Source organism: Sphingomonas sp. ID0503, assembly GCF_048565625.1.
Classification (GTDB): domain Bacteria; phylum Pseudomonadota; class Alphaproteobacteria; order Sphingomonadales; family Sphingomonadaceae; genus JBLZUR01.
Genome location: NZ_JBLZUR010000002.1, coordinates 153,640 through 173,012, shown reverse-complemented (window position 1 = coordinate 173,012; position 19,373 = coordinate 153,640). Strand labels below are relative to the sequence as shown.

Sequence of the window (19,373 nt, the reverse complement as noted above, 5' to 3'; positions counted from 1 at the left end):
GCTGAGCCTGTCGAAGCGCCAGTGAGACGGTGGGCGCTGGCCCTTCGACAAGCTCAGGGCGAACGGAGTGGGGGTATGTAGTCCTAACGCCGCGTCAGATCGAACGAGGCAACCGCGCCATCGACGATGTTGCGCGCGATCACCGCGCTCTCGCGCATCGTGTCCGCCACCGCCGCGCCGCCGGCCGCCCAATGCTCCTCCATCGTGCGGCGGGAGAATTCGTAGTCGCGCGAACCGCCTTCCCAGGCGTTCGCGCGGTAGATCAGGTGGACGACGCTGACGGGCTTCTCCTCGGCCATCGCCATCAGCCGCTTCACGTCGGGATCGTCGCGCATGTCCTCAGGCAAGCGCTTCAGCACGCGGGCGGTGAGCGCGCGGGCCTTGCGGGTGGCGAGCATCTGGTCGGTCGTCTGGCGGGTGCGGCTGGAATACTGGATCTCCTTCTGCCGCGCCCAGACGTCGAGGATGGTCTTAGGCCGCGCGCCGGTGGCGGAGAACAGATCGACCTGGAAGACGAGCATCTCCTCCCGCTGCCCATCCAGCACCTGTTGCAGCGGCGTGTTCGAGACGATGCCGCCGTCCCAGTACCAGCGGCCGTCGATTTCTACCGGGGGCAGGCCCGGCGGGAGGGCACCGGATGCCATGACGTGCTGCGCGTCGAGCCGATCGGTACAGGTATCGAAATAGCGGAAATTGCCGCTCTCCACATCCACCGCGCCGACCGAGAGGCGGACGGGTCCGGTGTTGAGCAGATCCCAGTCAACCAGCGCGTCGAGCGTCTTCGCAAGCGGCGCCGAATCGTAGAAGCTGAGCGCATCGCAGCTGCCCGGCGGCGCGAAGACGGGGGGCAGCAGGCGCGGGCTGAAGAAGCCCGGGATGCCGGCCATCGCGACGAAGCCCGCCGACCATTCGTGCAGGAACTCGCGGATGTTGTCGTCCGGCCAGATCGGGAAGCTGGGCAGCTGGCTGGAGGCGTTGTTCCAGAAGGCGCGGAGGCGTTCGACGCGGCGTTCCGGCGGGTTGCCGGCGATGATCGCGGCGTTCACCGCACCGATCGAGATGCCCGCCACCCAGTTCGGCGCGACCCCCGCCGCGTTCAGCGCCTCATAGACGCCGGCCTGATAGGAGCCGAGCGCGCCGCCGCCCTGGAGGACCAGCGCGACCTGCGGCGGCAAGGGCAGCGCGCTCTTCGGCGGGCGACTCGGATCGGCATCGGCCATGCCGGCAACATGGGATGCTGCGCTGCAGCATGCAACCGGCGCTGACGTGGCGCATTTGTGCCGTCAGCGAAAGGACCTGCGATGCGGCTCGACGACCAGCGCGAAAGCTCCAACTTCGAGATCGGGGGGCGCGGCGGTGGCGGCGGGTTCGGCGGGGGGCTACCGCTCGGCCTGCTTTTCGCCAATCCCAAGCTCGGCTGCCTGGTTATCGTGGTGATGATCGTCGGCGCGCTGGTGATGGGGATCAACCCGCTCAGCCTGATCGGCGGCGGCGGCGCGCCGGTGCAGACGCAGGGGTCGCGCGACGTCTCGCAGCTGACGCCGGTGCAGCGCTGGTCGCTGAAGGTGCTGGGATCGACCGAGGACACCTGGGGCAAGATCTTCGCCGAGAGCGGGCAGCGCTACCAGCCGTCCACGCTCAGGTTCTACACCCGGTCCGACGTGTCGGGATGCGGCGCGGCGCAGTCGGCGATGGGGCCGTTCTACTGCCCGACGGACCAGAAGGTGTATCTGGACACCAGCTTCTTCGACGAACTGAGCCAGCGTTTCGGCGCGCCGGGCGACTTCGCGCAGGCCTATGTCATCGCGCATGAGATCGGGCACCATATCCAGGACCTGACGGGCACGCTGGACAAGGCGCGGCAGCTGCAGTCGCGCGCCTCCTCCGCCGAAGGCAATGCGGTGCAGGTGAAGGTGGAGCTGCAGGCGGATTGCTACGCCGGCGTCTGGGGGGCGCGGAACCGGCAGCTCCTGGAGCCGGGCGACATCGAGGAAGGCATGCGGGCGGCGAATTCGATCGGCGACGACACGCTGCAGAAGGAAGCGGGGCAGCGGCCGATGCCGGACAGCTTCACGCACGGAACGTCGGCCCAGCGGATGGAATGGCTGAAGAAGGGGCTCGACAGCGGCGATCCGGCGGTTTGCGATACAGGGATTTGAGTAAGCGGGATGATCACGAGCACCTGATCAGAACCGTGCTCCTGCGAAAGCAGGAGCCTGCGATGGTCATAGGCTCCTGCTTTCGCAGGAGCGCATGGTGACCGGCGCTCTTGTCGCGGTCTTCTCCCTTGCGGCTGCGATCGCGTTATGCGGCGTCCCTGCCGAGCGCGACCTCTTCCTCTCCATCCACTCGCTCGGCTCCCCCACCCTCATCCCACTCACCCGCCTCGGCAATTTCGTCGTGCTCGGGCCGCTCGCGCTGGCGGTGGCCGCATGGCTGTTGTGGCGGAGGCGGTTCCTGGTTGCACTCTGGCTCCTCGCTACCTGCATCATCGCGCGTGCAGCCGCCGCGCTCCTCAAGCTCGCCTTCGGGCGCCCGCGACCGGATCTCGCCGAGCATCTCGACCGGGTCCATTCGCTCAGCTTCCCCAGCGCCCATGCGACGAACACCATGGCGACGTTCCTCGCCATCGCCCTCGCGCTGCGCCTGCCGCTCTGGCCGGCGGTGCTGCTCTCGCTCGTGGTCGGAGTCAGCCGCGTTGCCCTTGGCGTGCACTGGCCGAGCGATGTCGCGGGCGGCTGGGCGCTCGGCGCGCTCGTCGTTCTCTTGAACCGCGCAGCGTTCCCGGCCATCTTACGACGCTAACACAGCGGCGGAGCAGATGACGATGGCGACAGCGACGAAGACCGAGACCGATCTCGTCCTAAATGCGCCTGATCCCGTTCCCGCGATCTCGACCGAACAGGCGGCGGGGCTGGTGCCGCTGGAGGATGAGAAGAAGTCCAAGCTGGACGAGAAGGTCGACGCCTTCATCGCCGACCTCGTCGCGCAGGACACCAACTCGCCCGAGTTCGGCAAGAAGGTCGACCAGATCACCAATATGGGCCGGCGCGAGATCGCCGAGGCGGCGGGGCAGTCGAACCGCTTCCTCGACCGGCCGGTGCGGGCGATGGATCAGGAGAGCGGCGTCGGCGCCGACCTCGCCGAACTGCGCCGCACCATCGAGGACCTCGATCCCGGCGCGCGCGGCGACCTGCTGACCAAGAAGAAGCTGTTCGGCATCATCCCCTTCGGCAACAAGCTGCGCGATTATTTCGACAGCTATCAGTCGGCGCAGAGCCACATCGCCTCGATCCTCTCCCGCCTCGCCTCCGGCAAGGACGAGCTGATCAAGGACAATGCCGCGATCGATGTCGAGCGGCAGTCGCTCTGGGCGGCGATGGGCCGGCTGGAGCAGATGATCCACATCTCCAAGGCGATGGACGCCAAGCTGGAGGCCAAGGCGCTGGAGTTGGAGGGGACCGACCCCGCCAAGGCCAAGACCATCCGCGAGACGGCGTTGTTCTACGTCCGCCAGCGTTCGCAGGACCTGCTGACGCAGATGGCGGTGACGGTGCAGGGCTATCTCGCACTCGACCTCGTCAAGAAGAACAATGTCGAGCTGGTGAAGGGCGTCGATCGCGCGTCCACCACCACCGTTTCCGCGCTGCGCACAGCGGTGACGGTGGCGCAAGCGATGACCAACCAGCGGCTGGTGCTACAGCAGATCACCGCGCTGAACACGACCACCGCCAACATCATCGATTCAACGGGCGAGCTGCTCCGCACCCAGACGGCGGAGATCCACAAGCAGGCGGCGTCCTCGACCATCCCGATCGCGACGCTGCAGCGCGCGTTCCAGAACATCTATGCGACGATGGACACGATCGACCAGTTCAAGCTGCAGGCGCTCGGCACGATGAAGCAGACGGTGGATACTTTGTCGAGCGAGGTGGAGAAGTCGCGCGGCTACATCGCGCGGGCCGAAGGGGCGAACGCGCAGGCGGCGGCGCTGGATGCGCCCGATGTGTTCAAGCCGGTGTGATGGTGCCCTCTCTTCCTCGGCCGTTCGCCCTGAGCTTGTCTAAGCCTGTCCTGAGCGACTGCCGCAGGCAGGCAGTCGAAGGGGGCCAGGGAGACGGTGGTCTCCGGGGCTTCGACAGGCTCAGCCCGAACGGTCGCAGGTGCGCACGGAAGGGCGTAAATTAAGAATGCCCAACAATGACATCTACGGGCAGATCGACGAGCTGATCCAGCGCGGCTCCGACTACGTCCAACGCTTCTCGCCCGAGGCGCGGGCGCGGGCGCGGCGCGCGCGTGAGCGGCGGCGGAAGCGCGCGCTGAAGGTCATCAACCGCATGTTCCTGGCGGCGCTGGCGATCGTCGTCGCGGCGATCGCGGTCGGCCTGTTCGTGGCACCGATCGGAATGGAGGGCGCGCTGATCGCGCTCGTCGCCGTGGTGCTGTCGTGGATCGCGATCGGCTATTTCTCATCGGAAGGCGAGCCGACGCCCGAGGCGATGACGCAGACCGACCTCCCCCTCCTGCCCCAGCGCACCGAGGAATGGCTGGAGCGGCAGCGCCCTGCCCTCCCCGCCCCCTCTCAGCGCCTTCTCGACGGCATCGGCGTCAAGCTGGAGGCCCTCGCCCCGCAGCTCGCCACCCTCGACCCGCGCGAGCCGGCGGCTTTCGAGGTGCGCAAGCTGCTCTGCGACGACCTGCCGGAGCTGGTGAAGGGTTATCAGAAAGTCCCTGCCCCACTCCGCAAGACCGGCCGCGACGGCGGGCACAGCCCCGACGATCAGCTCGCCGAGGGGCTGCGGGTGGTGGACAGCGAGATCGCGCGGATGACCGAGCAGCTGGCGGCGGGCGACCTCAAGCAGCTGGCGACCCAGGGCCGCTATCTGGAACTGAAGTACCGGGATGGCGGCGAGGGCTAGCCAAGCTCACTTCCTGCGCGCCTCGCCCCATTGCCGGGCGAAGGTGTAGCCGAGGTATCCGGTGCCGAAGAGCGCATAGAGCGGCTCCGGCAGCGCATCGAGATAGCTGGTCATGCCCCGGATCATCGCGGCGGCGAGCGTCGGGCGAATGCCGGCGATCAGGCCCATGGGAATGGACCAGAGCAGCAGCGCATACATGACGTAGAGGAAGGTCGGCCGCGCGCGGGCGGTCCAGCGATCCTCGGCACGATCATCCCCGCTCACAACGAACCGATCCGGTTTGCGAGCCAGCCGTAGAGGAACGCTTCATTCGCGGGCCGCGACTCGGCGAGGTGCAGGTAACGTTCGCCCTGCAGCGCCTCGAGCGCCTTCAGCAGCACCCGCTCCCCTGCCGATCCGCGAAGCTTCAGGAAGGCGGTCAACGCCGCGAGCAACGTGTCGTCCATCAGCCCTATCGTGGGAAGATCGGGGTAGTCGCGGCCGTTGCGATTGAGGGCGTTGAGCGCGCGACGAAGGAAGGCGGTGGCGACGGCCGGACCCATGTTGACGCCGGTGTCGAACAGCTCCGCCGCGACGTGGGGCGCGAGAGGCGCAATCCGATCGAAGCCGGGTTGGGACCAGAACATGCGGCGGTAGATCGCCACCGCCTGGGCGCGCGGGAAGGTCTTCATTGACCCCGCATAGCCATGCGCGCGGGCGGTTCGATGCGTGATGCCATAGCGGGTCGGCCCGCCGAGATCGTCGGGATGGTCGACGTATCCGCCCTCCCGATCGATCACATCGTCGATGAGTTGTTCGATGGTCATGCCGAGTCGCTCCCTGCTGAGCGGCTCGGCTAACCTAAATGGTTCGGTGTAGGACAGCGACTTTCCAAGGCCGTTCGCCCGGAGCCTGTCGAAGAGCCAGCGCTGGCGCTTCGACAGGCTCCGGGCGAACGGCGTTGTGTGGGCGAGCGCTTCAGCGCTCGCGCTTCGTCGTCGGGCGGCCCTCGGCGATGTTCAGCGCTTCCTGCGCGATCGCCTGGAGTTCGCCGGCGATCTTGCGCCAGTCGTTCTTCTCGAACAGCTCGGCGGCACCGCGGATCTCCAGTTCGGCGATGCGGTGGTGCATGCGCTTCAGCTTCTCGATCATCTTGTCGCGCTCATCGACCTCCTTGGACAGGCCCTCCAGCATCTGCGCGATACCGTTGAAGGTGCGGACGTCGCTTTCCAGCGCCGCCTCCTCGGGCTTGCCCTTGGCGGCGGCAGACATGCCGGCGGCGGCCTGACGGGCGGCGGTACGGAGGCGCTTCTCGGGTTCGACGGTGGTGGTCACGGGCATGCTCCAACAGGCAGGCGGGCGGTATGTCACGACATGGTTAAGACGAGGTGTACTGCGCCGCCCTTTCGGCGTCAGGCCTTCTCCGCCAGCAGCTCGCGGACCAGAGCATCGAACTCGGCCATCGCCTTCTTGTTCAATGCGCCCGTCGCCGGTCCCGCATAGCCGGTGTGGATCGCGCGAAGCTTGCCCTTGCGATCGATGAACAGGGTGGTCGGGTAGATCTTCACCCCGCCGATCGCCGGCAGTGCCTTTTTCGTGCCCTCCGGCGTCGCCACGCCGGCGACCAGCGTGGGATAGGTCAGGCCGAAGCGCTGGGCGAAGCGCTTGACCTGCCGGGCGCTGCGGACGGGATCGTCGGTATATTCGAAGCTGAGGCCGATCACCTCCAGCCCCTGAGCCGCGTTCGCCTTGTAATAGGGTTCGAGAAAGGCCGCCTCGTCATGGCAGTTCGGGCACCAACTGCCGCCGATCGCCACCACCACGACCTTGCCCTTGTAGCGCGGATCGTGGAGCGACACCGGCTTTCCGTCCACATCGGGGAAGGTGAAGTCGATGCGATCGACGGGCGGCTTCTCCTCGCCCACCGCCGCGAAGTTCGCCGCTCCGGGCTTTGCCGTCCACTTCGTCGGCGTCTTGGCGGTGGCGCTCACCACCTCGCCCTTCAGCGTGCCGTCGGCAAGCTTGTGCCCGCGCCAGAGCTGCCCCTGATTGCCGTCGAAGGTGGAGAGCGAGAAATAGTCGCCGCTGACTTCGCCGGAGAGATAGCGCTGGTCGCCGCTCGGATAGTGGACGGTGCCGGACAGCAGGTCGCCATCCTGCTTGATGATGAGAAGGCCGGGTTCGGCATCCTCCCCCTCTTCGGTCAGCGGCCATTCGCCTTCCAGCTTCACCGGCGTGTCGCGCACGTCGAAGAAGCGGAAGCCGCCATATGGCTCCACATGCACCGGCACGTCCACCCGCCCGGAGCGGCGGCGGAGATGGGCGGTGCCCGCGAAACCCACGCCCTGCGGCGACAGCTCGATCGACGAATCGTAGCTCGGCATCGCGATGATCAGCAGGTCGCCCTCCACCGTCACCTGCTCCGCCGCCACGCGGTTCTCGCCGTTGATGAAGGTGGCGGTCCACTTGCCGCCATTCTCGTCGAGCTTCAGGCCGACGGGCAGTTCACCCGCCGGATATTGCAGGAGCATGCGGTAGGCGCCCGGCACGACCTCGCCATCCTCTTCCTCCGGCCACCAGAGATACGCAGCCGCCGCGATCAGGATCACGGCCGTGGCGAGAATGGAAAGGAGCGTCGGGCTCAGCGCGGCGGATCGTTTCATGGCCGCAAAGGTGGCCCGGACCGGGCGGCGGCTCAAGACAGAAAGGGTTGCGGTGGGTCTGGCTCGACCCAGGGCGGGGTAATTAGAGGTTCACGCGGAGGCGCTGAGAAGGGTTAGAGGCGCCAAAGGCGCAATCACTCGTCTTCTCTACGCCTCTGCGCCTCCGCGTGAACTATAACCGGCTAATTACCGCCCCGTGCGCTGCACCGCGCCCTTGTGCGCGCCGACGCCGCCGGGCTTCGGCCCGCGACGGAAGCGGCGCTTCGGATCGCCAGTGGGCTGGCGGTGCGCGTCGCCGCGATCGCCCTGCGGACGGCGGTCGTCGTGGCGGCGGCCCTGAGGCTGCGCCTGTTCGGTGGTGCGCGACGGCTTGGGCAGGCGCGCCGCCTCCGCCAGGAAGTTCTCCGGCAGCGGACGGGGCGTCAGCTTGACGCGGGTCAGCCGCTCGATGTCGCGGAGATAGCCCTTCTCCTCGCCATCGACGAAGCTGATCGCGATGCCGGCAGCACCCGCACGCGCGGTACGGCCGATGCGGTGGACGTACTGCTCCGGCACGTTCGGCAGCTCGAAGTTGAAGACATGGCTGACGCCCGAGACGTCGATGCCGCGCGCGGCGATGTCCGTCGCGACCAGGATCTTGATCTCGCCCGTGCGGAAGGCGGCGAGCGCCCGCTCACGCTGCGGCTGGCTCTTGTTGCCGTGGATCGCGGCGCAGCCGATGCCGGCGGCGTCGAGGAACTTCACCACGCGGTCCGCGCCATGCTTGGTGCGGGTGAAGACGAGCGCGCGGTCGATCTCGGTCTTCTGGAGCGTGAGGGTGAGGAGCGCCTGCTTCTCCGCCTGGGTGACGAGCGTGACGTACTGGTCGACGCGCTCGGCGGTGGTCGACTGCGGTGCGACCGACACCTTTACCGGATCGGTCAGGAAGCGGTCGCCCAGCTCCGCGATCGTCTTCGGCATGGTGGCGGAGAAGAACAGCGACTGGCGCTTCTTCGGCAGCAGCTGATCCACCCGCTTCAGCGCGTGGATGAAGCCGAGGTCGAGCATCTGGTCGGCCTCGTCGAGCACGAAGATCTCGACGTTCTTGAGGCTGAGCGCGCGCTGGTCGATCAGGTCGAGCAGGCGGCCCGGCGTCGCGACGAGCACGTCGAGGCCGTGGCTTAGCATCTTGATCTGGCGCGGGATCGGCACGCCGCCGAACACCACATCCACCGCGAGGCGCATGTTCGCGCCATAGGCCTTGAAGCTCTCGGCGATCTGGCTGGCGAGTTCGCGCGTCGGCGACAGGACGAGCATCCGGCAGGTATGCGGCTGCCGCGACTTCGGGCTCTTCAGCATGTTTTGAAGCGACGGGAGCGCGAAGGCGGCGGTCTTGCCGGTGCCGGTCTGCGCGATGCCACAAAGGTCGCGGCCTTCGAGAAGCGGCGGGATGGCCTGCGCCTGGATCGGCGTCGGCGTGTCATAGCCCTTGGCGGCGAGCGCCTTCACGAGGTTCGCGTCGAGGCCGAGGTCAGAGAAATTGGTCAAGTAAAGTACCTTGCATATACGCAAGCGGCCGCCCGGGACGAGCGACGACGTGCGGTGTCGAATGACGACCCGCGTGAAATGGGAAGCCTGCTGGCAGCGCCTTAGGGGGAGCACGATGCGGGCATCCGCCCGTCACGATCACGCAGCTCCGCATCGAACCCGCGCGAGGGCGAAGGTCGGCACTGAAACCGCATATGGTGCAATGCGGCGGGAAAGGCAAGGCGGCTGCTTGCGCATCACCGATGCAACTGCAACACGTCGTGCGGGGAGTTGGGGGGCGACCATGATCGACGCCAGCGATGTGACCGTCATCGTGCCGGCCTACAACGTTGCCGAGTACCTTGAAGAGTGCCTCGGCTCGATCGTTGATCATGGCGGACGGGCGGCTCAGATCATCGTGATCGACGACGGATCGACCGACGGGACGCGCGAGGTCGCGCTGACCTGCCAGCGCGCGAACGCCAACATCACCGTGGAAGCGACGGTGAACGGCGGCCAGTCAGCGGCGCGGAACCTCGGCCTGCGGATGGCGCGCACCGGGTTCGTGACCTTCGTCGATGCCGACGACATGATCGCGCCCGACGGCCTGTCCATGCTGTTCGCCGCGGCCGAGCCGGACATCGACATCACCTTCAGTAATCGGCACCGCTTCGACAATTACCACCGGGCGCAGCCACGTCTCGCATATCGCAATCTCAGCCGCGTATCTCCGGCCGCCCTTCCGCTCCCCGGCATACTGGCGATCCACGGCAAGCTGTTCCGGCGCGCGTTCCTGGTCGAGCATGACTTCTTCTTCCCGGAGGGGATGGTCTACGAGGATGTGCCCTTTTCACTCAGCACTATGCTCAAGGCGGAACGCGTGTCCTCCATCGCCGCAGTCACCTACCTGTGGCGCACGCGCGCGGGTCCGAACCGATCGACCACGCAGATGCGCATTGCCCGGCGCACGCTGGAAGGCCGCATGCGCCAGATCGAGATGACGCTGGAGATCGAACGAAGTGCCGCCTGGCAGGAACGCTTCGGTCCGACGAAGCTGCACAAGCTGGTCTTCGATCGTTACATGTTGTCGCATGTGGAGGCGATGCAGCGAGCGAAGGACGAGGCGGCGATCCGGCGTGCCTTCGATCTGATCAGGCCCTTCGTCCTGGCCCACCGCTCCCTTATCGAGGCGACGGTGTCTGCCGAGAAGCGCGCCGGCTATGATGCGATCTTCGCAGGTAACGTGAACGCGTTTCTGACGAATATCCCGGCACCGCGGCCCGCGCGGTCTCCCGCCAGGTCTTCACGTCCGACGGCTCAAGTATCGGCGGTTAAGTCCGTGGCTGTGAAGCGCGCCCATGCCGGCGTCGGCGCGCTTCGCTGGAAGATCAGTGCCGCTGCTGCTGCTGCCCTTGCCATACTGTCCGAGTTCACCGAAGGCTTCGCAGTCTCCGACCTCGTCGCGGCTGCATTCTAGTCGCGCTGCATTCCGGGAGACTGTCTTGCGTCCGATCTACGCCGCCACCCTGCTGCTTGCCACGCCCGCCTTCGCTGCGCTGACCCCGGTCGAGCAGAAGATGGCGGCGACCATAGAGGCCGAGAACGCCCGCTCGGTCGAACTGCTGACGCGTCTCGTCAACGTGAACTCGGGCAGCCGGAATCTGGCCGGCGTGACCAGGGTCGGCGAGATGGTGCGCGCCGAGTTGGAGCCGCTCGGCTTCACGGTGACCTGGGTGCCGATGGCGGAGGTCAAGCGCGCCGGGCACATCGTCGCCGTCCACAAGGGCAGCGGGCGGGGAAAGAGGATGCTGCTGATCGGGCATCTCGACACGGTGTTCGAACCCGACAGTCCTTTCCAGAAGATGACGATCAGGGGCGACAAGGGCGAGGGTCCCGGTGCGGGCGACGACAAGGGGGGCATGGTGGTGATGCTCGCCGCGCTGCGTGCGATGCAGGCGGCGGGCACGCTGAAGGCGGCGGATATCGAGATCGTGCTGACCGGCGACGAGGAGGATTCGGGCGATCCGATCGAGATCGCGCGGCGGGACCTGATCGCGGCGGGCAAGCGCGCCGACGTGGCGCTGGATTTCGAGGGCCTGTCGCGTGAGGACGGGCGCGACATGGGCTCGATCGCGCGGCGCAGCTCCTCCAGCTGGACGGTCACCGCCACCGCAAACAGCGGTCATTCCAGCGGGATCTTCAGCGCGGCGTCGGGCTATGGCGCAATCTACGAGCTGACCCGCATCGTCGACGATTTCCGGCGCGAGCTGCCCGAGCCGAACCTCACCTTCAACATCGGCCTGATCACCGGCGGCACGCAGGCGGCGACCGATGCCGACGGCATCCGCGCGACGGCGGCGGGCAAGACCAACATCATCCCCGCGGTCGCGATCGCCAAGGGCGACCTGCGCGCGCTCGCCCAAGACCAGATCGACCGCACCCGCGCCAAGATGAACGCGATCGTGGCAAGGCACCTGCCCGGCACGGACGCCACGCTCGCCTTCGATCCGGGGGGCTACCCGCCGATGGCGCCGACGCCCGGAAACCGCGCGCTGCTCGACCGGCTGAACCGGATCAATGCCGACATGAGCCTGCCCGAGATGCCAGCGCTCGATCCGCTCAAGCGCGGCGCGGGCGACATCTCCTTCGTGGCGAAGGACGTGGACGGTCTCGTCGGCCTCGGTCCGAGCAGCACGGGCGACCATGCGCCCGGCGAGACGGTGGACCTGACCAGCATTCCCCTCCAGGCCAAGCGCGCGGCAATCCTGATGAGCCGGCTGGCGGCCGAAGCACGGTGACGGGATTGGTGGGCGCTGACGGGCTCGAACCGCCGACCCTCTCGGTGTAAACGAGATGCTCTACCAACTGAGCTAAGCGCCCGCGCCACCGCCGATACAGCGGACGCGCTGAGATGGAAACACCCTTGCCGAACCTGACCCTCTCCGTCGCGATCGAACGCTGGCCGGTGGCGGGCGCGTTCACCATTGCCCGGGGTGCCAAGACGCATGTCGACGTGGTCGTCGCGACGGTGCGCGACGGCACCCAGGAGGGGCGCGGCGAGGCGACGGCGATCTACTATCACGGCGAGAGCGCGGAGAGCGTGCGGGACCAGTTGCTCGCTCTTCCCGAAGCAGGCCCCTCGCTCCTGCCGAGGGGCGCGGCCCGCAACGCGCTTGATTGCGCGCTCTGGGATCTGCGCGCGAAGCGGGTCGGGCAGCCGCTCTGGCAGGTCGCGGGCCTTTCCGAGCCGCGCCCGCTCACGACCGCCTTCACCATCTCGGTGGCCGAGCCGGAGAGGATGGAGGCCGAGGCCCGCGCCGCCGCGCATTTGCCCCTCCTCAAGCTCAAGCTGGCCGGCGAGGGCGATCTCGACCGCGTGGCGGCGGTCCGGCGCGGCGCACCGGAGGCGCGGCTGATCGTCGACGCCAATGAGAGCTGGACGGGCCGCGACGTGGTCGAGGAAGCGGCGATGCTGGTGCCCTTCGGCGTCGAGTTGATCGAGCAGCCGGTGCGGGCGGGTGAGGACCATCTGCTCGACGGCGTGCGCTCTCCCATCCCGCTCTGCGCCGACGAGAGCTGCCAGGATCGCAGCGACCTTGCCCGCTGTCGGGGGCGCTATGCCGCGATCAACGTCAAGCTCGACAAGGCCGGCGGGCTGACCGAGGCGCTGGCGCTGATCGCCGAGGCGAGGGCGACCGGGCTGGAGGTGATGGTCGGCTGCATGCTCTCCACCTCGCTCGGCATCGCACCCGCTTTCCTTGCCGCGCAGGGGGCGCGCTGGGTCGATCTCGACGGCCCGCTCCTCCTCGCCCGCGATCGGCCGGACGGCTTCGTCTATACCGACGGGATCATGGCGCCACGGTGATTTCGTCGCGGCGGACGGCGGGTTCGTCGCGACGGTCGCCCTGCCATCCGGGCTCGTCGCACCGCAGTGCCGCGCGGCGCGCCGCCCTGCTTCTGGCCTGCGCAACAGGGAGCGCAGCCAGATGTTTCATTCGTCGATCGAAGCAAAACGCCCGGATCATGTCGCGGGTGTCCTCGCCTTCCTCGGGCGGGGCCGCGCGGCGCCGCTCGGGGGATCGGCCTGGGCCGCCTTCGACGCGAGCGGCGGAGAGCCGGTGCTGGCTGTGCATCCCCGGAACCGTCGCATTCCCTATGCCGCGCACCGGAAGGCCGCCGTCATCTTGACGGTCCCACGGACCAGCGCAGAGATCCTGGCCGTCGCCTGTCGCGAGAACTGGCCCGCCGAACTGCGCGACGAGAACGGGCCGGTGGTGGCGCTTCTTGTCGAGGGTCGTCACCCGGTCCACTTGCGGGTCACTCCTCGACCTTGACCCTCGCAGCGGGGGGCGCGTGGCCTTCGCCATCATGTCCTTCCGCATAGGGCATTACCATCGATCCGTCGGGTGCGGCGGTGAAGGTGACCTGAGTGGGATAGGCGAAGTCGATCCTGGCGTCGTTGAACGCCTTGAGGATGCCGAGCACGACGCGGTGCTTCACCACCGGCGGACTGCCGAGCGCGTCGGGAATGTCGAACTGCACGTCGAAGTCGATGCTGGAGGCGCCGAAATCCTTCATCGCGCAGACGACGACGGTGCAATGCTCCCGCTCCACGACTTCGCGGATCAGGCGCACCGCCTCCTCGCACTTCTCCGGGCTGGTCTGGTAGGTGACCCCGATCGCCAGCGTCTGCCGCCGCCGTTCCAGCCGGTTGAGGTTGTGCAGTTCCTTGTCGAGGAGGTTGGTGTTGCTGACCACCACCTCCTCGCCGGTGGTGGCGCGGACGCGCGTGGTCTTGAGGCCGATCGCCTCGACCGTGCCGATGGTGCTGCCGAACTTTATCGTGTCACCGACCGAGAAGGGCCGGTCGAAGATGATCGACAGCGCCGAGAACAGATCGTCGAAGATGCCCTTCGCGGCGAGACCAATGGCGATGCCGCCGATGCCGAGTCCGGCGATCAGGCCGGTCACGTTCACGCCGAGATTGTCGAGGATCATCAGCGTCGCGACGGCGAACAGGACGATCGTCACCATCAGCCGGATCAGCCCGATCGCGCTGCCGAGGTTCGAGTGGTTGGTCATGCCCGAGGCGCGATGCTCGACCGTGCCCAGCACCACCTCCCGCACCCACATCGTCACCTGCAGGGTGGCGGCGATGGTGAAGAAGAACTCGATCGTCCGCTCGACGGCGGCGGGCGGATCGGCATAGCCCCCGACCAGCCGGGCGGCGACCGCCACCATGAAGAGGATATGCGTGCGGATCGCCGCGCTGGCGATGATCCGCGGCCAATGGGCGTGGAAACGGGATCGGCAGAAGCGGAGCGCGAGATGGCGGATGCCGAGCATGGCCGCGACGATGACCGCGCCGATCGCCACCGCGACCAGTATTTCCAGCCCGTTCGCCAGCACCCACCGGACGGTCTGGTCCCAATAGGCCTCGATCTGGCGCGCGTAGACGCTGCCGTCGAACGGGGATGGCTTCGTATCGTTCTGCATGGGCGGTGTCAGGCGGCCTCGACCGCGCAGTCCTGTTCCGTGGATAGGTGGTCGAGGAAGGCGATCAGCCCCCTTTCCTCTCGCGACAGGTAACGCGCCGCGCGGGGAAGCTGGATGTCCGCCATCTCCGGTGCGGGCTTTCCTGTCGCCAGTGCGATGAGCGCGGGATGAACGTAGGACTTGCGGCTGATCGCGGGCGTGTTGCCGAGCGCCTCGGCGACCGGCTCCAGCAATTGCTTGATCTTGATGCCCTTCTCGCCCGCATCGACCAGCGCCTTGAACGCGATCACCGAGGCGCCCCAGGTGCGGAAATGCTTGGCGGTGAAGTCGCCGCCGCTCGCCTGCTTGAGGTATTCGTTGACGTCGCCGGAGGTGACCGGATGCCGCTCGCCCGCCGAATCGAGGTACTGGAACAGGCGCTGGCCGGGGATGTCCTGGCAGCGCTTCACCAGCCGGGCGAGCTTGGCGTCGGCGATGGTGATCTTCTGCTCCTTGCCCGACTTGCCGATATAGCGGAGCGAGACGCTGCCCTTGCCGAAGGTGGCGTGGCGATCGCGGAGCGTGGTCGCGCCGAAGCTCTTGTTGCTTTCCGCATAGGCGTCGTTCCCGACGCGGACCTTGCCGAGATCGAGGATGCGGACGACGGCGGCCACGACCTGCTGCTTGCAGAGCTTGCCCGAGGCGAGATCCGCCTCCACCTGGGCGCGGATCGCCGGGAGCGCGCGGCCGAAATCGGCGCAGCGGCCGTATTTCTCCGCCTCCTGCTGCGCACGGAAATCGACATGGTAGCGGTATTGCTTGCGGCCCTTGTCGTCCATGCCGGTCGCCTGGATATGGCCGTGTGGCGACGGGCAGAACCAGGCATTGGTGTAGGCGGGCGGCAGGCCGATGGCGTTCAGCCGGTCGATCTCGCTGCGCTTCTCGATCCGCTTTCCCTTAGGGGTGAAATAGGCCCAGGCATTGCCTTTCCGCTCGCGCGTGATGCCGGGTGCGGAGTCGTCCACATAACAGAGCATGGGTTCGGGAACGCCGAAGAGTCGGCGCTGTTCCGGCGGCCCGCCGATGGGGGCGGATGCGCCGGAAGTTTACCAAGTTTGCGCTACGTCATCGCGAAAAATCGTCCCCTCAGTCCTCGATAGTCAGGATTTCGGCGGCCAATTGCGCGCCATCAAAGGCGATCACCGCGACGTCGGCGACGATATGGCCGGGCACGCTCCATTCCATCTCCCCCACCGCTTCCGCGAAGTCGGCGAGGCGCGACGCCTCCTGCGGGTGCCGGCCGCGATCTCCAGCCGGTGGCGGTCCCCGGTGAACAGGCCCGAGGCCCAGCCGCCGAGCGGGGCGAGCGCGAAGGTGCCGAGCCCCATCGCGCGGAGCGTCCGGGCGATGGCGCGCTGGGGATCGGCGCGGCGGCCGGTCACGCCCGCTCCGCCAAGTCGAGCCAGACCGTGATCCGCCGCCGCATCCGCGCGCCGATCCGGCGGCCACGGCGCATGTCGTAGATCAGCCGGGGGTCGCGCGCGACCTCCCGCCCGAATCGCGTCTCTGTCATTCCGCTCGCCTGCAGATAGCGGCGGATGCGCGGCCAAAGCTCCATAACCCATGCCTCCCGACTCCAATCGTTCCATGTTTGTTCTTGTCGGAGGCTATTTCCTACTTGTCTAGGTAAAATCCTATCCATAGGGTGAGCGGCATGGCTGAGGTGTCGGATCCGAGGAAAGTTCTGGAGGCGTTCGTGGACGAGCGTCGCGCCGATTATGCCGGTCTGTCGCGCGTGCTCGGCCGCAACCCGGCCTATATCCAGCAGTTCGTAAAACGTGGCGTGCCCAAGAAACTGGACGAGGCCGACCGCCGCACCCTCGCCCGCTATCTCGGCATCGACGAGGCGCTGCTGGGCGGGCCGACCGCGCCGCCGCCGGCCGATCTGGTCACGGTGGACCGGCTGGACGTGCGCGCCTCGGCAGGGCTCGGCATCGGCGGCATGGACGACCGTCCGCTCACCCGCATCGCCTTCAGCCGCGCCTGGCTGCGCGACCTGACCGGCGGGCGGACCGAGGGGCTGTCGATCATCGAGGTGCGCGGCGATTCGATGGAGCCGACCCTGTCCGATGGCGACGAGATCCTGGTCGAACGCCTCGCCCCCGGCGACCGCCCCCGCGACGGCATCACCGTGCTGCGGCAGGCGGGCGAGATCCTGGTCAAGCGCCTTTCCGTCGACCCGGTCGCCCGCCGCTACACGATCCGCAGCGACAACCCGCGTTATGAGGCGTGGACCGCCGGGCCGGGCGAGATCGAGGTTCTCGGGCGGGTGATCTGGGCCGGGCGGCGGGTGCGGTAGGTCGGATGCGGCGCGCCGCCTGTTCGAGTCCGGAAGAATGGTTGCGCATCGGCGGGCAGGAAACAATCCGCAACGCCGTTCGCCCTGAGCTTGTCGAAGCCTGTCCTGAGCGACTGCCGCAGGCAGGCAGTCGAAGGGGCCCGTGCCGAGCGTGTCACTGGGGCTTCGACAGGCTCAGCCCGATCGGGTTGGGGTATGTGACAGGGGTTGAGGCGGGCGCGGCGACGCTCAACGACGCCGCTGACCCGCCTCAGTAGATGAAGCTCAGGCTGCCCCGCACGCCGCGCGGGGCGGCGTAGAAGGCCTGGCCCCAGGCGAGGCTGTTCAGGTACTTCTTGTCGAAGACGTTATCGACATTGACGCTGGCGCGCAGGCGATCGGGCAGGACGTTGATGCCGGCGAACAGGTCGACGACGGTGAAGCCCTTCTGTCGCAGGAGGAAGCCGTTGCCGGTATCGTCCGCATTGGCGGTCCGACTCTGCGCGCGCAGCATGACGCCGGCCTTCAGATTGCGCCATTCCGGCACCTGATAGCTGCTGGCGAGCTTCAGGCTGCGACGCGGGGCGAAGGTGCGGGTCTTGTCGCCGAATTCGTCCTTGATCGACAGGAAGGTGACGCCGCCGTTGACCGTCCAGTTGGTCGTGACCTGCCCGGCGATCTCGAACTCGACGCCTTTCGCCTTGGTGTCGACGCCGACGTAATAGTCCTTCCCGTCGTCGAAGCTGCCGGCATATTCCGCCAGCCCCTTCTGCTTCGACCTGAACACTGCCGCCGTGGCGTAGAGCCGGCCGCCGAAGGCCGTCGCCTTCACCCCGCCCTCGACGCTGGTGCCCTTGGCGGGATCGAGCTTGCGGCGGGTGACGTCCACCTCGATCTGCGGATTGAAGATGTCGGTGTAGCTTGCGTAGAGCTTCAGCCCGTCCGCCACATCGACGGTCAGGCCGGCATAGGGTGCGACCTTGCTGTTCTTGCGCGCCTGATTGGTGCCGTAGCTTTCGCCGGTGGACTTCAGCCAGATCACGCTCGCCCCGACCACCGCCTTCACCGGATCGGCGATGTCGATATGCGCCGCGCCATAGGCCCGGGTCAGACGATCGGTGGTGTTCGTCTGCCGCGTTGCCTCGGGATAGTCCGGCTCGGGGATGGTCAGCTTGTCCCAGGTGTAGACCGACGGATAGTCGAACATCGTGTCCGAAAACGCCTCGTACTCGTAGAGCTTTCCGCGTCCGGCGGAGAAGCCGAAGGCGAGTTGGTGCTTGCGTCCGAACAGGCTGAACGGGCCGGAGGCATAGGCGTCCCACAGATACTGCTTGTTGTCGGACGGGTAGATGCCGGTCATGCCATCGACGCCAAGCCCGGTATCCCGATCGTAGAGGCCAGTCGCGTAGAGCAGCTTCGACCGATCATCGACATGGCGATAGGTGAAGACGCCGCGCACCGACCATTCGCCGCCGAGGTCGAGCGCCGCCTCTCCGAACGCGGTCTCGTCGGTGACGTTGCGGTAGGTCCAGGGCTGGGCGGTGCTGGTCGAACGCGGCAGATCGGCCTGGCCGCCGTCGGTATAGATCAGCGGGATCGCGCCCCAGAGCACGCCATCCGCCTCGTTCCGCTGGCGCGCATAGCCGAGGGTGATGCGGAGGGGCTGTACCGGCGACCAGGCGATCAGCCCGGCATAGACGTCGCGGTTGACGTGGTTGAAGTTGAGGTGAGAATCGCGCTCCTCATGGGCGACGATCGCGCGGGCGCTGAGCGTGCCGTCCTTGGTGAGCGGGACAGAGACATCCGCCTCGATCCGCCGCTCGTCCCAGGACCCGACCTCGCCCGTCACTGTCGCGCGAAAGGTGTCGAGCGGCCGCTTGCGGACGAAGCTGACGGTCGCGGACGGGTTGCCGATGCCGGTCATCATCGCGTCCGCGCCGCGCACCACCTCGACCCGGTCGAACAGGATGGTGTCGAGATCGCCGAACTGGATGCCGGAGCCGAGCAGCGGCAGGCCGATGCCGTCCACCTGGAAGTTGGTGATGTTGAACCCGCGCGCGGTATATTCGGTGCGATCGGTCTCGTTCCGCTGCACGTTGATGCCGACGACCTGATCGAGAAGCGCGTTGACGTTGGTCAGGCGGAAGTCGCGGATGCGCACCGGATCGACGATCGTCACCGACTGCGGCGTTTCGGACAGGGTCAGCTTCAGCCCGGTGGCGGCGGCGCTGTGGGGATCGGCGACGCCGGTGACGATGATGTCGCCGGTCGCACCCTCCTCCGGCGCGTCGGCCGCGAGAGCCGGGCCCGCCATCCAGGCAGCGCCCAGCATCAATCCTGAGATCACAGGCTTCATTGCAATTCCCCTTCCCCGCCACGCGCGGCTAGGCCATGGGGTTATTGCAAGTCAATATCAATAGTGACCTCGTGAGGGGACGGCCGTCATGCTGACGAACGATACCGGCCGATCCGTTCGGCGTTCTGAATGGCGAG

General features: G+C 67.4%; 20 protein-coding genes and 1 tRNA gene. 9 read left to right on the top strand and 12 right to left on the bottom strand.

Annotated elements, in window-relative coordinates; genetic code table 11:
* Positions 1-83: 83 nt before the first annotated feature.
* A complete protein-coding gene (locus ACM608_RS01815) occupies positions 84-1,220 on the bottom strand; it encodes a DUF3734 domain-containing protein (RefSeq protein WP_419681333.1) in 1,137 nt (378 codons plus the stop codon).
* 81 nt (positions 1,221-1,301) lie between these two features.
* On the opposite strand from ACM608_RS01815, the gene ACM608_RS01810 reads away from it, so the two are divergent.
* From ACM608_RS01810 to ACM608_RS01795, 4 genes are all read left to right on the top strand, one after another.
* Positions 1,302-2,159: a neutral zinc metallopeptidase gene (locus ACM608_RS01810; protein WP_419681331.1), complete on the top strand. Its 858-nt coding sequence runs from the start codon at positions 1,302-1,304 to the stop codon at positions 2,157-2,159.
* A gap of 97 nt (positions 2,160-2,256) precedes the next feature.
* Positions 2,257-2,805, top strand: coding sequence for a phosphatase PAP2 family protein (locus tag ACM608_RS01805; RefSeq protein WP_419681329.1), 549 nt, complete (start codon positions 2,257-2,259; stop codon positions 2,803-2,805).
* A 22-nt stretch (positions 2,806-2,827) separates the two neighbouring features.
* Positions 2,828-4,024, top strand: a complete 1,197-nt coding sequence (locus ACM608_RS01800; RefSeq protein ID WP_419685062.1) for a toxic anion resistance protein — start codon at positions 2,828-2,830, stop codon at positions 4,022-4,024.
* 166 nt (positions 4,025-4,190) lie between these two features.
* A complete protein-coding gene (locus tag ACM608_RS01795; protein ID WP_419681328.1) occupies positions 4,191-4,919 on the top strand; it encodes a hypothetical protein in 729 nt (242 codons plus the stop codon).
* A 6-nt stretch (positions 4,920-4,925) separates the two neighbouring features.
* Here the strand turns inward: ACM608_RS01795 and ACM608_RS01790 are convergent, their stop codons facing one another.
* The 5 genes from ACM608_RS01790 to ACM608_RS01770 form a co-directional block, all read right to left on the bottom strand.
* On the bottom strand, positions 4,926-5,183 hold the full coding sequence (locus tag ACM608_RS01790; protein ID WP_419681326.1) for a 3TM-type holin: 258 nt from the start codon (positions 5,181-5,183) through the stop codon (positions 4,926-4,928).
* Entirely contained in the window at positions 5,180-5,725 is a 546-nt protein-coding gene (locus ACM608_RS01785) for a glycoside hydrolase family 108 protein (RefSeq protein ID WP_419681324.1), read from the bottom strand. Before ACM608_RS01785 ends, ACM608_RS01790 begins: the two co-directional genes overlap by 4 nt.
* A 151-nt stretch (positions 5,726-5,876) precedes the next feature.
* Positions 5,877-6,233 carry a hypothetical protein gene (locus tag ACM608_RS01780; RefSeq protein WP_419681322.1) on the bottom strand — a complete coding sequence of 119 codons (357 nt, stop codon included), beginning with the start codon at positions 6,231-6,233 and terminating at the stop codon, positions 5,877-5,879.
* A 77-nt stretch (positions 6,234-6,310) separates the two neighbouring features.
* On the bottom strand, positions 6,311-7,561 hold the full coding sequence (locus ACM608_RS01775; protein ID WP_419681320.1) for a peroxiredoxin family protein: 1,251 nt from the start codon (positions 7,559-7,561) through the stop codon (positions 6,311-6,313).
* A 186-nt stretch (positions 7,562-7,747) separates the two neighbouring features.
* Entirely contained in the window at positions 7,748-9,088 is a 1,341-nt protein-coding gene (locus ACM608_RS01770; protein WP_419681318.1) for a DEAD/DEAH box helicase, read from the bottom strand.
* Positions 9,089-9,371: 283 nt separating this feature from the next.
* Here ACM608_RS01770 and ACM608_RS01765 point away from each other — a divergent pair, with 283 nt between their 5' ends.
* Entirely contained in the window at positions 9,372-10,544 is a 1,173-nt protein-coding gene (locus tag ACM608_RS01765; protein WP_419681317.1) for a glycosyltransferase family 2 protein, read from the top strand.
* A 25-nt stretch (positions 10,545-10,569) separates the two neighbouring features.
* Positions 10,570-11,865, top strand: coding sequence for a M20/M25/M40 family metallo-hydrolase (locus tag ACM608_RS01760; RefSeq protein WP_419681315.1), 1,296 nt, complete (start codon positions 10,570-10,572; stop codon positions 11,863-11,865).
* A 6-nt stretch (positions 11,866-11,871) separates the two neighbouring features.
* Here the strand turns inward: ACM608_RS01760 and ACM608_RS01755 are convergent.
* Positions 11,872-11,947 (bottom strand) — tRNA-Val (locus tag ACM608_RS01755).
* A 31-nt stretch (positions 11,948-11,978) separates the two neighbouring features.
* Here ACM608_RS01755 and dgcA point away from each other — a divergent pair.
* Both dgcA and ACM608_RS01745 read left to right on the top strand, forming a co-directional pair.
* Positions 11,979-12,932 (top strand): N-acetyl-D-Glu racemase DgcA, encoded by a 954-nt coding sequence (gene dgcA / locus ACM608_RS01750; RefSeq protein WP_419681313.1) that lies wholly within the window; start codon positions 11,979-11,981, stop codon positions 12,930-12,932.
* A gap of 121 nt (positions 12,933-13,053) precedes the next feature.
* On the top strand, positions 13,054-13,401 hold the full coding sequence (locus ACM608_RS01745; protein ID WP_419681311.1) for a hypothetical protein: 348 nt from the start codon (positions 13,054-13,056) through the stop codon (positions 13,399-13,401).
* On the opposite strand, the gene ACM608_RS01740 is transcribed toward ACM608_RS01745, so the two are convergent.
* The 4 genes from ACM608_RS01740 to ACM608_RS01725 all read right to left on the bottom strand — a co-directional run bounded on the left by ACM608_RS01740 (position 13,385) and on the right by ACM608_RS01725 (position 16,115).
* Positions 13,385-14,563, bottom strand: coding sequence for a mechanosensitive ion channel family protein (locus ACM608_RS01740; RefSeq protein ID WP_419681309.1), 1,179 nt, complete (start codon positions 14,561-14,563; stop codon positions 13,385-13,387). The two genes, ACM608_RS01745 and ACM608_RS01740, sit on opposite strands and share 17 nt — an antisense overlap.
* Before the next feature lie 8 nt (positions 14,564-14,571).
* Positions 14,572-15,579, bottom strand: coding sequence for a DNA topoisomerase IB (locus ACM608_RS01735; RefSeq protein WP_419681307.1), 1,008 nt, complete (start codon positions 15,577-15,579; stop codon positions 14,572-14,574).
* A gap of 162 nt (positions 15,580-15,741) precedes the next feature.
* Positions 15,742-15,984 carry a hypothetical protein gene (locus ACM608_RS01730; RefSeq protein ID WP_419681305.1) on the bottom strand — a complete coding sequence of 81 codons (243 nt, stop codon included), beginning with the start codon at positions 15,982-15,984 and terminating at the stop codon, positions 15,742-15,744.
* Entirely contained in the window at positions 15,981-16,115 is a 135-nt protein-coding gene (locus ACM608_RS01725) for a hypothetical protein (protein WP_419681303.1), read from the bottom strand. Before ACM608_RS01725 ends, ACM608_RS01730 begins: the two co-directional genes overlap by 4 nt.
* A 141-nt stretch (positions 16,116-16,256) precedes the next feature.
* Between ACM608_RS01725 and ACM608_RS01720 the strand changes: the two genes are divergently transcribed.
* Positions 16,257-16,901, top strand: a complete 645-nt coding sequence (locus tag ACM608_RS01720; RefSeq protein WP_419681301.1) for a S24 family peptidase — start codon at positions 16,257-16,259, stop codon at positions 16,899-16,901.
* A 250-nt stretch (positions 16,902-17,151) separates the two neighbouring features.
* Here the strand turns inward: ACM608_RS01720 and ACM608_RS01715 are convergent, their stop codons facing one another.
* Positions 17,152-19,236, bottom strand: coding sequence for a TonB-dependent siderophore receptor (locus ACM608_RS01715; protein WP_419681299.1), 2,085 nt, complete (start codon positions 19,234-19,236; stop codon positions 17,152-17,154).
* Positions 19,237-19,373 lie beyond the last annotated feature (137 nt).